Source organism: Microbacterium sp. JB110 (genome assembly GCF_003335195.1).
Classification (GTDB): Bacteria; Actinomycetota; Actinomycetes; order Actinomycetales; family Microbacteriaceae; genus Microbacterium.
On the sequence record NZ_QPGM01000005.1, the window covers coordinates 179486 to 193351 of the forward strand.

The window sequence follows — 13866 nt, forward strand, 5'->3', positions numbered from 1 at the left end:
CGGATGATCGAGATCGAGGGCTTCGGTCCGTTCCGCGACGCGCAGACGATCGACCTCGACCGCTTCGCCGGTGACGGGATCTTCCTGATCTCGGGTCGGACCGGGGCGGGGAAGTCGAGCATCCTCGACGCGATCTGCTTCGCGCTCTACGGTTCGACGCCGCGCTACAGCGACGGTGAGAAGCGTCTGCGCAGCGACTACTCCGAGGTCGGGGAGGCGTCGCACGTGGTGCTCGAGTTCGAGGTCGGCGATGGTGCGTGGCGCATCGAGCGCAGCCCCGAGTACGAGCGCCCGGCCAAGCGCGGCGGCGGTACGACGACCGAGCGCGCCAGCGTGCACCTGTTCGAGTATGCGGACGACGGCTGGCGCGGCATCGCGAGCAAGGAGCGCCAGGTCGCCGAGCAGATCCGCGAGATCGTCGGCATGAACTCCGACCAGTTCCAGCAGGTCATCCTGCTTGCGCAGGGGCGGTTCGCTCGGTTCCTGCTCGCCAAGAACGACGAGCGCCGCACACTGCTGCGGTCGCTGTTCGACACGCGCCGATTCGAGAAATACGAGCAGGCGCTCGACGAACGCCGCCGCGAAGCTGAGGCGGGAGTGGGCGCGCAGACCGCCGACCTGCGCGCTCTGCTCGACCAGGTCGCGGAGCAGGTGCAGCGCGCGCTCACGGCGGAGGAGCAGCCGGACGCCGGCGATGCGGCGGTGGATGATGCCGTCGCGCGGGGCGACGAATCCGGCGGTGCGGACGGTGACGGCGAGCCGCGCGCAGACGAATCCGGGGGCGCTGCTGCAGACATCGGGCCGTCGCCCGACAGGGACGCGGGCGGCGACAGCGATGCGGCTGCCGGTGCCGCGGCTGCCGGTGCGGCCTCAGACGAGCAGGGCGTGCCCGATCCCGATGACTGGAGCGGGCGGATCGACCTGCTCGGGCGCGCAGCAGAACAGGCGGCGGCGAACCTCACGGCGTGCCAGGCTCACGTCGACCGGGCCGGTGCGGTCAGCACGCGCGCTGAGCAGGCCGACGACGAACGCAGGGTGACGGCGGAGCGGCAGCAACAGCGCGAGGGAGCGCGGTCGCGCCTGGCGAAGCTCGATGCCGATCGTGACGGCATCGACGCGGCACGCGCGGAACTGGTGGGCGCGCGGCGCGCGGAGGGCGTGCGCACCGCAATCGACGCGGTGGCGCACGCAGACGCGGAGGAGAAGACTGCGGCAGACGCGGCACAGGCGGCGCGCGCGGAGTGGACGAGCGCCCGCGGCGAGGCGGAAGCAGGCGAGGGTGGTGACCCAGCCGCGGAGTCCGAGCCCGAGTCCGCGGAAGCTGACGAGGCGACTGCCGAAGCGGGCGAACCTGCGCTCCCCGCCGACGACGCGGAGCCCGACGCGCTGGATGCGTTCTCCGACGAGCTGCGCGGCCGCATCGGGGCATGGAATCCATTGCGCGAACGCGAGAGCGAACTGGCCCGCGACGCGGCCGACATCGAGGCGCGTCGAGAGGATCTGAAAGCGCAGGACGCGCAGACCGCCGAGCTCGAGAAGCGGCTCCTCAGTCTGCCGAAGCACATCGCGGCGGCTCGGGAGAGCCGAGACGCCGCGAGCAAGCGTGCGGATCAGGCCGCCGCAGTCGACGAACACATCAGCGCCCTGGAGATCCAGTTCGCCGCGGCGCACCAGGCTGACGAGCTGGCAAAGACCTACGCCGCAGCGGACGAGACGGTCCGCGGCGCGAAGCAACGGCTCGATGCCGCAGGCGAAGCGCTCGACGAGCTGCACCGACGTCGGCTCGCCGGTTACTCGAGCGAACTCGCCCAGCAGCTCACCGACGGTGAACCGTGCACGGTGTGCGGCTCGACCGAGCATCCGGCCCCGGCCGAGATGGCTGACGACCACGTCACACCGGAGCAGATCGAACAGTCAGAAGACGCACGCTCGGCGGCCTCCGCGGCGCACGAGACCGCCATCGACGAGCGGCAGCGGGCCAGTGCCGCGCTCGCCGACGCGCAGCAGCGCTCCGGGGGCCGCAGCGAGACCGAGGTCAACGGCGATCTGCTCGCCGCCCGCGAACGACGCGACGAGGCGCAGACTGCGCAGCGCGAGCGCGACGCGCTCGACGGGCAGATCGCGGAGCTGGAGCGCGAACGGGAGAACCTGGAGGACGAGCGCACCTCGTCGAAGGCTCTCCGTGCGGCGCTCTCCAGCGAGATCGACGCCGCGCAGAATCGACTCACCGACGACAGTCGCGCCGTCGCGGCCGCCCGAGGGAGCTTCTCCTCGGTTGCCGAGCGGATCGGGGCGGCACAGCGCCTCGCATCCCGCGCCCGCGCGTGCGCCGCAGCTGTCCGCGACGCCTCACGTGCATCCGGAACCGCCCGAGTCGCACGCGAGGCGCTCGATCGGGCGCTGGGCGACGCGGAGTTCGACACGACCGCGTCCGCCCGCCACGCGATGCGCGATGCCGCGGTCGTGGCTGATCTCGACAAGCGCGTGCGCGAGGCCGACACCGAACGGGCAGCGGCGGAGCGCACTCTTGCCGAGCTCGCCGCATTCGAGCTCCCCGAGGCGCCGGTCGACCGTGACGAGACGCAGCGCGCACTCACCGCCGCCCGCGACGCCTTCTCCAGGGCGCTCGATGCTCGCAGCGCCGCCGCGCAGCTCGCCGACGCACTGGCGAACGCACTCGAGCGCGCCCGCGCGGCGCACGAGGGGATCGCGGAGAAGGCGGAGACGGCCGCCGTCATCACCCGCCTCGCCGATACCGTCGCAGGGCGGCCGCCGAACGAGCGCCGGATGAACCTCGAGACCTTCGTGCTCGCCGCCGAGCTCGAAGAGATCGTGCAGGCCGCGAACCTGCGGCTGGCTGCGATGAGCAACAACCAGTACACGTTGCGCCACTCGGACGCCAGGGCGTACCGCAACGCCGCCGCAGGTCTGGGCATCGAAGTGTTCGACGCACACACGGGCAGAGCTCGACCGCCGCAGTCGCTCTCGGGAGGCGAGACGTTCCTCGCCTCCCTCGCCCTGGCTCTGGGCCTGGCCGAGGTCGTCACGAGCCGTGCCGGCGGCATCCGGCTCGACACCCTGTTCATCGACGAGGGCTTCGGTTCGCTCGACGGCGAGACGCTCGACGTCGCGATGCGCACCCTGGACGATCTGCGTCAGGGCGGCCGCACGGTCGGTCTGATCAGTCACGTCGAGCAGATGAAGGAGCAGATCCCCGCCCAGCTCCGTGTCGAGCAGACCCCGCAGGGATGGAGTGTGGTCCGACAGGAGTGACGTGCGTCGTCGGGCGCGTGCGGCACAGGGCCGTTGCAGAGACGGACCCCGTAGGCTGAAAGCATGAACTGGGGCACCGTCTGGACCGTGATCGGCGCGATCATCGCCGTCGTCATCGCGTGGTTCGTCGTCAACGCACTGCTGTCGGTGATGTGGTTCGCGTTCAAGCTCATCGCCGTGCTCATCGTCGGCGTGATCATCTTCTTCGTGCTTCGCACCCTGTTCTCGCGCCGCTCACGCCGCGAGAACTGAGCCGGAGCGACACCCGGCTCGTGAGGTGGCTCGCGAGATGCGCACTTCTTCGACGAGAACGCGTCAGAACCGGCGCATCTCGACGAGAAGTGCGCATCTCGGCAGCGGGGCGTAGCGCGCCGGTACGCGTCACACCATGCGGTAGCCGGCGCCGCGCACGGTGACGATGCGATCGGCGCCGAGCTTCTGGCGCAGGTACCCCACGTACACGTCGGCGACGTTCGATCCGGGATCGAAGTCGAACCCCCACACGCGGCTGAGCAGCTGCTCCCTGCTGAGCACCTGGCCCGCGTGCCGCACGAGCTCCTCGGCGAGGGCGAACTCCCGCGCCGACAGGTCGACGACGGTTCCGCTGTCGAGCCGGGCGCGCCGCGTGCGCACGTCGAGCACCAGATCGCGGTGGCGCAGCTCATGCGCCGTGGGTGCCTGGTCGGCGTCGGCCTGGCGCATGCGCAACCGGATGCGCGCCATCAGCTCGTCGAACCGGAACGGCTTGCCGAGATAGTCGTCGGCCCCGCCCTCCAGACCGGCCACGGTGTCATTCAGATCGGTGCGCGCGGTCAGCATGATCACGGGCATCGTCGAGCCCGATCCGCGCAGCTGCTCCAGCACCTCGAATCCGTCGAGCCCCGGCATGTTCACATCCAGCACGAGCAGATCGAACTCGCCTGTCAGCGCGAAACCGAGCGCCTCCGTGCCGTTGCCAGCCACACGCGTGGCGAACCCGGCCGCGCGCAGGCCCTTCTCGATGAACCCAGCGATGCGGGCCTCGTCGTCGGCGATCAGGATCGACGCCATGGGTCCTCCTTCTCCTCGTCATTCGGCGGAACGGGCGCGGTCGGCACATCCGGGGTCTGCAGCGGCAGCGACAGCACGAACACGGAGCCCGGCCCCGTGCGCGGATCGACGACGCGTGCCGATCCGCCATGCGCCCTGGCGATCATCTGCACGATGCTCAGCCCGAGCCCGCTGCCGCGGCCGGAACCCGCGCCGCGGCGGAACCGCTCGAAGATGTGCGCCTTCTCCTCATCCGGCACTCCTGCGCCGTGGTCGCGCACCCACACCTCGAGCATGTCGCCAGCGAGGCGGCTGCCGATCACGATCTGCCCGCCGCCGTGCGTCACCGCATTCTGCGCGAGCTGCAGCACCGCCTGGGTGATCCGCGACTCGTCGAGAGGCGCCACCACGGTCACACCCGGCCCGGCGCTCACCTGCGCCCCGTCGAGGGCGTCGGCCTTGCGCACGATCTGCACCAGCAGCTCGCGGACGTCTATCGGCTCGGCACGTATCGCCGCCCGCCCGTGCAGCGAAGCCGACTCAGACAGGTCCTGCACGAGCGCATTCATCCGGTCGAGTTCGTCGACGGCCAGCTCCTGCGTCTCACGCACCTCGGCGGCATCGTCGGGGTTCAGCAGCTCGAGATGGCCGCGCACGATCGTGATCGGCGTGCGCAGCTCGTGGCGCACGTCGCTGAGCAGCTGCCGCTGGGAATCGAGCGCCTGGTCGAGCCTGTCGAGCATGTCGTTCATCGTGCGGGCCAGCTCGGAGACGTCGTCGCGTCCCTCCACGGGCAACCGTTCGTCGAGCTCCTGACCCGAGACGCGCTCGGCCGTCTCCCTCATCTGACGCAGCGGCCGCAGGAGCCGCCCGGCGGCCAGCGCGCCGACCGCGATCACCAGCAGGATCGCGACAGCGGACGCTGCCAGATACGCTCTGCCGGGCTCGTTGATCTCGGCGAGCTCGGCTTCGAGGTCGTAGCCCATCACGAACAGCACGTCGTCGCTCTGATCGTCGCTGAGCCGGATGGGCGCCGCCAGGTACTGCCACACCACATCGTCGGCGGCGTAGCGGCCGAGAACCGCGTCCGAGCCGTTCGCCTCGGCGGTGACGTGATCGACGAAGCCCGGCTGCGACTCGAGCTGCACGTCGAGCTCGACGCCCGGCACCAGCACGCCCTCCCCGTTCACGATGCCGAGCACACCCATGTTGTCGTCCGGCCCGACGCGCTGCACGACGACGCGCAGCGCGTCGCTCGCTGTGGCTGTCGGGTCGTCCGCCACGTGCGCATCGACGAGCACCTGTGCCGCTTCCAGGTTGTTCTGCAGCAGCACGTCGGTTGAGGCGAGGATCCGCTGCCGCTCCACGACGTACACCGCGCCGCCCACGCCGGCGAGCCCGACGGCGACCGCGGCGGCGATCACTGCCATCAGCCGCGTGCGCACCGACACGACCGGCAGTCGCAGGCGTCGTCTCTGTGCGCTCCTCACCGTTCCAGTATCGTCGCGGCGCGCGCGAATCCGTGTGCGCCGACGGGAATATAAGAGCAGTCTCACCACGCGGAAGTGGCATGCAGCGATCGCCGCGTGGTGGAATCACGGCATGGAAGAACCCGATCGGCCCGACGACGAAGAGCTCCTGTCATCGGCTCTCGGCGTTCCGCGCGACGCGCTGCGTCTGATCAGCAGGGAGCCGCTCGGGTCCGGCACGGTTGCAGGATTCCAGGTGACTCATCCGGATGACGAGCGCTCAGACCCGGATGAGCGGGGCAGGAGCGAGGGACACCCGGCCACGTCGATCGCGTACGTCGACACCTCCGCAACGACGGTCGCCCACGAGACGGGGCTCGTACTCGACGGCGTCGCGCGGGTCTGGACGCACCCGGCGGATCCGCACCTGCCTGCGCTCGTTCCGGCCGCGTTCGGCGAAGCGCTCGGCGTTCTGCTCGCCAGGCTCGGCGTCGAGGCCGGGGGACCCCCCGAGTTCGTCGCGTACCGGCCGGGGCGCCGCGCCGTGCTGCGCGTCGACACGTCGGACGGACCCGCGTGGGTGAAGGTTGTCCGCCCACGCCGCATCGAGCGCATCGTCGAGGCGCATCGGGCGCTGGAGGCTGCAGGCCTGCCGCTGCCGCGTGTACGGGGCTGGTCGAAGGAAGGGCTGCTCGTCATCGCGCAGGCGGACGGCGTGCCCGCGCCGCAAGCCGATTGGGAGCCAGGGGCGCTGCTCGACGACGTGGAACGGCTGCGTGAGCGATTCGCTGCGGCGGAGACCGGATGGACGGCACGCACGGGTGTGCCGGAACGTCTCGCGTGGTACTCGGAACGCGCCGACGACGTGATGCCGCAGTGCATCGCACAGATCGCGAGGGTGCGCGCCGCATGCGCGCTCGGGCTGACCGCACAGCCGGAGCCGCGGCGCACGATCCACGGGGATCTGCACATCGGGCAGCTCTTCCTTCAGGCGGACAGTGCTCGGATCACGGGCATCATCGACGTCGACACGGCGGGCCAGGGCGATCCGGCGGAGGACGCGGGGGCGTTCCTGTCGCATGCGATCGCCAGCGCACTGCTCACGGTCGGCGAACGAGGAGCGCGGCGGATGTGGGCGCTCGCCGAGGCGGCGAGCCGGAGATGGCGCAGCGAGCGAGTGAACGCCCTGACCGGCATCCACCTGCTCGGTCACGCGCTCGCCGCCGCTACGGCCGGCGACACCGCTCGTGCTCGCGCACTTCTCGATCAGGCGGAGGCCGTCTCGGCAGGTGAGCCGGTGCGGCAGCCTGAGTGACGGGCTCGGCAACAGCGGATATCCGGCGTTCGAAGCGTCGGCCGTGCGGCAAACATAAGAGCTCTCTCATGCAGCGGGGTGTTCCGGCTTATGCTCGCGAGTCAGACTGGGCATATGAGCAGGAAATGGATCGCATACGGCGTCACAGGCGCACTCGGCGTTGCTGTGCTGGGCGGCGGTGCCGTCGCAGCGGCGAACGCGCTCGACCTGCGCACCGCATCCGGTGACGTCATCGCCGACGGGGCGATCACCGGCGCCGACGGCACCGCGCCGGCCGGCGACCTCGAATCGGGAGCGATCGCTCTGACCGCTCCGACGGCCGGCGAACAGGCCTCACCGGCGACGCCGAACTCGACGAGCGGGCAGAGCGCACATTCGACGAAGACGCCGGCGGAGCAGGTCTCGGCGGTGTCTTCGCCTGAGGCTACGCAGACACAGACCACGACGACGCAGCCGCCCGCAGGGTCGGCGCCGTCACCGGTCTCGCCCGCGTCGCCGGCCACACCCGATTCACCCGACTCCGTGCAGAGCGCCGACTCCGACTGACGCGCGAACCGAAAAAGGGCCTCGCCGCGGCGGGGCCCTTTCTCGTGCGGCTCCTGCGCATCCGTGAGCCGGATCGGGCGTCTCGTGCCGCGCATCCGGGTCGCGATCGGCGCAGCCACGGCGCCGCTGCCGGTTCGCCGAGTGGACGATGCAGGGGAGCCGCGACATCCGCACGATTCGAACGAGGGCACGCTCGCGAATATAAGGGGCGACTCACCGCAGTTTGCGAGGCACCTTAGCGGCGGTCGTCAGAGTGGAACCATCGCCGGAGAACACCGGCGCTCGCCCCGCAATCTCATATCGATCGCCGTGCACAGCGGCACAGAAGAAGGAGACATCATGAACAAGAAGTGGATCGCCTACGGCGTGACCAGCCTCGTCGGCGTCGGAATCATCGCGGGCGGGGCAGCAGCGACCGCCGCGAGCATGGACCTGCGCACCGACGGCACGAACGACGCCGCGCCCGTGGGCGATGCGATCACCGCCAAGGGTGTGCTCGACCGCGCCGACGGCGTGGAGCTCCGGGTCTCGGAGAACGGTACGTCCGCGTCGGTGGTCACCGCGGCATCGGCGACCAGTGCGCAGAGCGAGCCGTCGGCTCCGAGCCCGCAGTCCGCTCCGAGTGCGCAGTCTGCTCCGAGTGCGCAGACGCCGCCGAGCGCCGCCACTCCGCCGAGCCCCGCCTCCGCCCCGAGCCCGCAGTCGGAGCCCTCGCCGGTGACTCCGCCGTCACCGGCATCGCCGCCGAGCGCCGCCAGCCCGGACAGCCCCGACTCGCCGGCCAGCTCGGATTCGGTGGATTCCGCCGCGTCGGACTGACCGCCGACCAGCAGCGCCCCGAGTTCTCCTCGGGGCGCTGCTGCGTGCCGGCGGCACTGCCTCGTCGACTGTCGCGGGCGGAGCCGGAATCGGCCGGGGCGCGGCGTGCGAAGCCTGGGGCACACCGTCCACCTGAGAGTCTTCGGCTTTCAGACGTCGCAGGCATGTTCGGTGGGTCGGCGTGCGATCTCCGTCTTCTCTGTATATTGCGAAACGTATCGTTTTTTGTGACGATTGTCGATATGGAGAGAAGCGCAATGCGCGGGCCGGAAGCGGCTGACTGGGCGTTGTCGCGCGGACTGTCTGCGCTGACAAGCGCTGAACTTGCGGGCGTGATGGGCGTCGCAGAAGAGCAGGTGCGGCAGCGACTGCATGCTCCTGTGCGCCGCGGAGAGTGGGTGATGCCCGTACGCGGCCTCTGGGTTCCCGTCCCGCCCGAGTATCGATCGTGGGGCGCGCCTCCGGGGATCGAACTCATCGATGCGATGATGCGTCATCTCAGCACCAGCTACTACGTGGGGTGGCTGACCGCGGCGAGTCTGCATGGAGCGGCGCACCACGCTCCGCAAGTGTTCCAAGTCGCCGCAACTCGGCATCAGCGTGACCGCACCATCGGCCGCACGCGATTCACGTTCGCGCAGCGCGACGTGGCGAAGATGCCCGTCGTCGAGCACCGCACTCGATCCGGAACCGCGAGAGTCTCTTCGATCGCGGCGACGGCGCTCGACATAGCAACCGATATCCGCCTGGCGGGCGGTATCGACAACGCTGCCACCGTGCTCATCGAACTAGCCGAACTCGACGAGTTCCGCACGGAGGACGTGGCCGCTTTGGCGACGCGCTTCCCCGCCGCAGCGCTGCGCCGAATCGGTTGGGTGCTCGGCGAATTCACGGATCGTGACGACCTGCGCCCGTTGCAATCGATGGTCGGCGCTGATGCGCTCAGACCATCCCGGCTCGACCCCTCTCAGTCACCAGCTGGTCGCGTCGACCGAGCCTGGATGCTGTACGTGAACCGCGACGTGGATCCCGACGCATGATTCCCGCGAACGCAATTACCGGGTGGAGCGTCGATCACACCTGGTCTTCTCGCGAACAAGTGGAACAAGATCTGCTGTTGTCGCGTGCCATCATCGCCATCGCTTCGGATCCGTACTTGGGCAACGAGCTCGTGTTTCGCGGTGGAACCGCATTGCACAAGCTGCATTTGGATCGGCCTTATCGCTACAGTGAAGACCTCGACTACGTGCGTTCGTCTGCCGGTGGCATCGCCCCGCTGACGCAAGCACTCACGCGCCTCGGCACCGACCTGGGATTTCACGTCGGCACGCGCGTCAGCGAGCATCCGAAGATCTATTGGCGGGCCGCTGCCGATAGCGGCGTTCGCCTACGCATCAAGATCGAGGTGAACACTCATGAGCGCTCGCCAGCACTACCGCTGCTGCTTCATCGGCATCGGGTGGATTCGGCATGGTGGCGAGGCGAAGCTGACGTGCGGACGTTTCAGCCATCTGAGCTGATGGCCACCAAGATCCGGGCCCTGTATCAGCGTTCAAAAGGGGCTCTTCTCGAACGAGGGTGTAGTCCGTTGAGCGCGTCGCTGTCCGTGTAGGAGTCGAGGTCTCCCTGAAGATGGAAGTTCCTACACTGCCCACCCGGAAGACCTCGACATGTCCCACCCTACTTTTGATGCGCCCTGCCTGACCACGTTCTGCCGCCTCGACGAGCTCGGTCTCCAAGCCGTCGGACAACACCTGGAACCCGACCGAGCGATGCTCCAATGCCGAGTCGTTGAACCAGACCAGTGGTGCCAGCACTGCGGATGTGAGGGGACGCCACGGGACACGGTGGTGCGCAGGCTCGCGCACGAACCCTTCGGACACCGACCCACGACGCTGCTGATCCGCGTGCGTCGTTACAAGTGCTCAGGATGCGGCCGGGTGTGGCGCCAGGACACGACCGCAGCGGCGCCGCCGCGGGCGAAGATCTCCCGCGGCGGTCTGCGATGGGGACTGGAAGGACTCGTGGTGGACCATCTGTCCATCTCCCGCGTCGCGGCAGGACTGGCCGTGTCATGGTCGGCCGCGAACGACGCGATCCTCGCTGAAGGCACACGACAACTGATCGATGACCCCCACCGCTTCGACGGTGTCACCACGATCGGTGTCGACGAGCACGTGTGGCGCCACACGAAGCGTGGCGACAAGTACGTGACCGTGATCATCGATCTGACCCCGGTGCGTGAGAAGACCGGACCTGCCCGGCTGCTGGACATGGTCGAAGGCCGCTCCAAAGCAGTCTTCAAGCGGTGGCTGGCTGCACGCCCGCAGCAGTGGCAGAACGGGATCGAGGTCGTTGCGATGGACGGATTCACTGGGTTCAAGACCGCCGCCGCCGAAGAGCTTCCCGACGCTGCTCCGATCATGGATCCATTCCATGTGATCCGGCTTACCGGGGACGCGCTGGAGAACTGTCGGCGCCGTGTTCAGCGCGATGTGTTCGGTCGTCGGGGTAGGACTGGTGATCCGCTCTACCGGGTCCGCCGGACTCTGCTGACAGGAGCGGGTCTTCTCACCGAGAGGCAGCATGCGCGACTCGAGGAGGTGTTCGCCGACCAGCGCCATGTCGAGGTTGAAGCGACCTGGGGTGTGTATCAGGACATGATCACCGCGTATCGGGAGACGGACCGCGGGCTGGGGAGGTTCTTCCTGCAGCACACGATCGACCGGATCTCCACGGGGGTGCCCGTGCAGCTGGTCGAGGTCCGCAAGCTCGCTCGTACGCTCAAGCAACGAGCCGCTGACGTCCTCGGCTATTTCGATCGGCCCGGGACCAGCAACGGCCCGACGGAGGCGATCAATGGCCGACTCGAGCATCTGCGCGGGATCGCGCTTGGGTTCCGGAACCTGAGGCACTACATCGACAGGAGTCTGCTCGAAGCCGGCGGTTTCAGACCTCGACTACACCCTCGTTCGTGAAGAGCCTCAAAAGGGCGCGACGTCTTCGACCTCTGGCTTGCACTTGACCATCTGCAACTCGATCCGTCGGAGATCCTCGAGGCCTTCGGCCCCTATCGGCCGAAGGGAATCACAGCTTCCAAAGCCACAGAGAACCTGCTGCGCAAGCTCGACGATTCGAACTTTCGGCACGACCTGGACCCTTTGGTGACAGCTTGGCCGCCGGGGTACGAACTGAACAGTGCGGCCGAACTGATCAGCGAACGCTTGCTCCGTCGTCTCGACGAGTGAGCAGAAGGGCGGAGTTCGCCGCTTGTCGCATTCCGTATCTGACCGTACGCGGGGGAGCGGTGCCCGGCTCAGCCCGCGTCGACGGCCGCGTCGAGCTCTGCGAGCCAGGCGCGGGCATTGCCGTCCGAGGGGGCGCGCCAGTCGCCGCGGGGTGAGAGGGATCCGATCGCGGAGACCTTCGGGCCGTTCGGGATCGCGGTGCGTTTGAACTGCGCGAAGCCGAAGAAGCGCCGGATGAACACCCGCAGCCAGCGCAGGATCGTCTCCCGGTCGTAGCCGAAGCGCTCATCGTCCGGGAACCCTGCGGGCCATGCGCCCGACTGCGGGTCCGCCCATGCATGCTCGGCGAGGAATGCGATCTTCGACGGCCTCGTGCCGAAGCGCAGCACGTGCGCGAGGGCGAAGTCATGCAGCGCGTACGGGCCGATCGTGTCTTCTGTCGACTGCACCTCGCCGTCCTGACCTGCGGGGACGAGCTCCGGTGAGATCTCGGTGTCGAGCACCGACTGCAGCACCCGGGCCTCCTCATCGGTGACGCCCTGGCCGTCGGCGATCACCCAGCGGATCAGGTGCTGGATCAGCGTCTTCGGCACACCGGAGTTCACGGCGTAGTGGCTCATCTGGTCGCCGACGCCGTATGTCGACCAGCCGAGGGCGATCTCCGAGAGGTCGCCCGTGCCGACCACGATGCCGCCGCGGTGGTTCGCGAGCCGGAACAGGTAGTCGGTGCGCAGCCCCGCCTGCACGTTCTCGAACGTGACGTCGTAGACCTCCTCGCCGCGCGCGAAGGGGTGATCCATCTGCCTGAGCATCTCGCGGGCGGCTGGCCGGATGTCGATCGTCTCGGTGGTGGCGCCGATCGACTCGGCCAGCGCGAGGGCGTTCGACCTGGTGTGCTCGCTGGTGGCGAATCCGGGCATCGTGTAGGCGAGGATCTCGCTGCGGTCGCGGCCCATCCGGTCCATCGCCCTGGCGATGACCAGCAGAGCATGCGTCGAGTCGAGCCCGCCGGAGATGCCGATCACAGGGCGCGGATCGCCGATCTGGCGCATGCGCTGCATCAGGCCTGCGACCTGGATGTTGAACGCCTCGTAGCAGTCCTGCGCGAGCCGCTTCGGATCATCCGGAACGAACGGGAACCGGTCGACGGTGCGGCGCAGGCCGATGTCGCCGGCCGGAGGGTTCAGCTCGAACTCGACCGTGCGGAAGCCGCTGTCGTCCGGAAGCGTCGCCCGCGCGTTGTCGTCGAAGGTGCCCTGACGCACCCGGCTCTGCCGCAGCAGGTCGAGGTCGACATCGGCGACGGCGCTGCGCGGCCCGTCGGGGAAGCGCTCCGTCTCGGCCAGCAGTGCGCCGGCCTCGTAGATCATCGTCTGGCCGTCCCACGAGACGTCGTTCGTCGACTCGCCCATGCCGGCAGCGGCATATACATACGCCGACAGGTTCCGTGCGGACGAAGACTGCACGAGCATCCGGCGCTCGTCGGCGCGCGCGATCGTGATCGGACTGCCAGAGAGGTTCACCTGCACGGTCGCGCCGGCCAGCGCCGCCAGAGCCGATGGGGGGACGGGCACCCAGAGGTCCTCGCAGACCTCGGCGTGCACCGTGAGATCCGGAACGTCCGCCGCACGGAAGAGCAGGTCGGGGCCGAACGGCACGTCGCCGCCGTTCAGCCGGATGAAGCCGGTCGCGCCCGCGCCGTCTGCGTACCAGCGGCGCTCGTAGAACTCCCGGTACGTGGGCAGGTACGACTTCGGCACGGCTCCGAGGATCTCGCCGCGGTGGATCGCGACGGCGCAGTTGTAGATGCGGTTGCCGTGGCGCAGCGGGGCGCCGACGAACATGAGCGGCATGATGTCGGCGGACGCCGCGCGGATCTGCTCCACTGCGGTCTCGACGCCATCGAGCAGCGCGTCCTGCATGACGAGGTCGTCGATGGCATAGCCCGACAGCGCCAGTTCGGGGAACACCGCGACCGCGACGGAGGCGTCGTCGAGTTCGCGCGCGCTGGAGATGACGGCCTCGGCATTGGCGGCCGGGTCGGCGACGGCGACCGGGACGGTGCAGGCCGCGACGCGCGCGAAGCCGTGCCGATATGCGCTGGCGAAGTCGAAGTCGATCACGCCCCAAGTCTGGCACGCGGGCCGCGAGCGTGCGGGTGCGCGGG

Annotated in this window: 11 protein-coding genes; 8 read left to right on the plus strand and 3 right to left on the minus strand. The window is 69.1% G+C overall.

All coding sequences use genetic code 11. The features are described 5' to 3' along the window. Nucleotides 1-3: 3 nt before the first annotated feature. Together CIK77_RS10705 and CIK77_RS10710 are read left to right on the plus strand one after the other, a co-directional pair. On the plus strand, nucleotides 4-3273 hold the full coding sequence (locus CIK77_RS10705) for an AAA family ATPase (RefSeq protein ID WP_170934211.1): 3270 nt from the start codon (nucleotides 4-6) through the stop codon (nucleotides 3271-3273). 63 nt (nucleotides 3274-3336) lie between these two features. Further along, on the plus strand, nucleotides 3337-3525 hold the full coding sequence (locus tag CIK77_RS10710; protein ID WP_087055933.1) for a hypothetical protein: 189 nt from the start codon (nucleotides 3337-3339) through the stop codon (nucleotides 3523-3525). Nucleotides 3526-3654: 129 nt separating this feature from the next. Here CIK77_RS10710 and CIK77_RS10715 read toward each other — a convergent pair whose 3' ends face one another. Together CIK77_RS10715 and CIK77_RS10720 are read right to left on the minus strand one after the other, a co-directional pair. Then, complete coding sequence (locus CIK77_RS10715) at nucleotides 3655-4323, minus strand: response regulator transcription factor (RefSeq protein ID WP_087055932.1); 669 nt, start codon at nucleotides 4321-4323, stop codon at nucleotides 3655-3657. Continuing rightward, complete coding sequence (locus tag CIK77_RS10720) at nucleotides 4308-5792, minus strand: sensor histidine kinase (protein ID WP_170934210.1); 1485 nt, start codon at nucleotides 5790-5792, stop codon at nucleotides 4308-4310. The genes CIK77_RS10715 and CIK77_RS10720 overlap by 16 nt, the downstream gene beginning before the upstream one ends. Nucleotides 5793-5904: 112 nt before the next feature. On the opposite strand from CIK77_RS10720, the gene CIK77_RS10725 reads away from it, so the two are divergent. The 6 genes from CIK77_RS10725 (at nucleotide 5905) to CIK77_RS10750 (ending at nucleotide 11429) form a co-directional block, all read left to right on the plus strand. Beyond that, nucleotides 5905-7086, plus strand: coding sequence for a phosphotransferase family protein (locus tag CIK77_RS10725; RefSeq protein WP_170934209.1), 1182 nt, complete (start codon nucleotides 5905-5907; stop codon nucleotides 7084-7086). 114 nt (nucleotides 7087-7200) lie between these two features. Next, a complete protein-coding gene (locus tag CIK77_RS10730) occupies nucleotides 7201-7632 on the plus strand; it encodes a hypothetical protein (RefSeq protein WP_087055930.1) in 432 nt (143 codons plus the stop codon). Nucleotides 7633-7971: 339 nt separating this feature from the next. Continuing rightward, nucleotides 7972-8451 carry a hypothetical protein gene (locus CIK77_RS10735; RefSeq protein WP_087055929.1) on the plus strand — a complete coding sequence of 160 codons (480 nt, stop codon included), beginning with the start codon at nucleotides 7972-7974 and terminating at the stop codon, nucleotides 8449-8451. A 242-nt stretch (nucleotides 8452-8693) separates the two neighbouring features. Then, complete coding sequence (locus CIK77_RS10740; protein ID WP_249268677.1) at nucleotides 8694-9491, plus strand: type IV toxin-antitoxin system AbiEi family antitoxin domain-containing protein; 798 nt, start codon at nucleotides 8694-8696, stop codon at nucleotides 9489-9491. Beyond that, nucleotides 9488-10063, plus strand: a complete 576-nt coding sequence (locus CIK77_RS10745; protein WP_087055927.1) for a nucleotidyl transferase AbiEii/AbiGii toxin family protein — start codon at nucleotides 9488-9490, stop codon at nucleotides 10061-10063. The genes CIK77_RS10740 and CIK77_RS10745 overlap by 4 nt, the downstream gene beginning before the upstream one ends. 58 nt (nucleotides 10064-10121) lie before the next feature. Beyond that, nucleotides 10122-11429, plus strand: a complete 1308-nt coding sequence (locus tag CIK77_RS10750) for an ISL3 family transposase (protein ID WP_114347214.1) — start codon at nucleotides 10122-10124, stop codon at nucleotides 11427-11429. A gap of 338 nt (nucleotides 11430-11767) precedes the next feature. On the opposite strand, the gene CIK77_RS10755 is transcribed toward CIK77_RS10750, so the two are convergent. Further along, nucleotides 11768-13819, minus strand: coding sequence for an NAD(+) synthase (locus tag CIK77_RS10755; protein WP_249268531.1), 2052 nt, complete (start codon nucleotides 13817-13819; stop codon nucleotides 11768-11770). Nucleotides 13820-13866 lie beyond the last annotated feature (47 nt).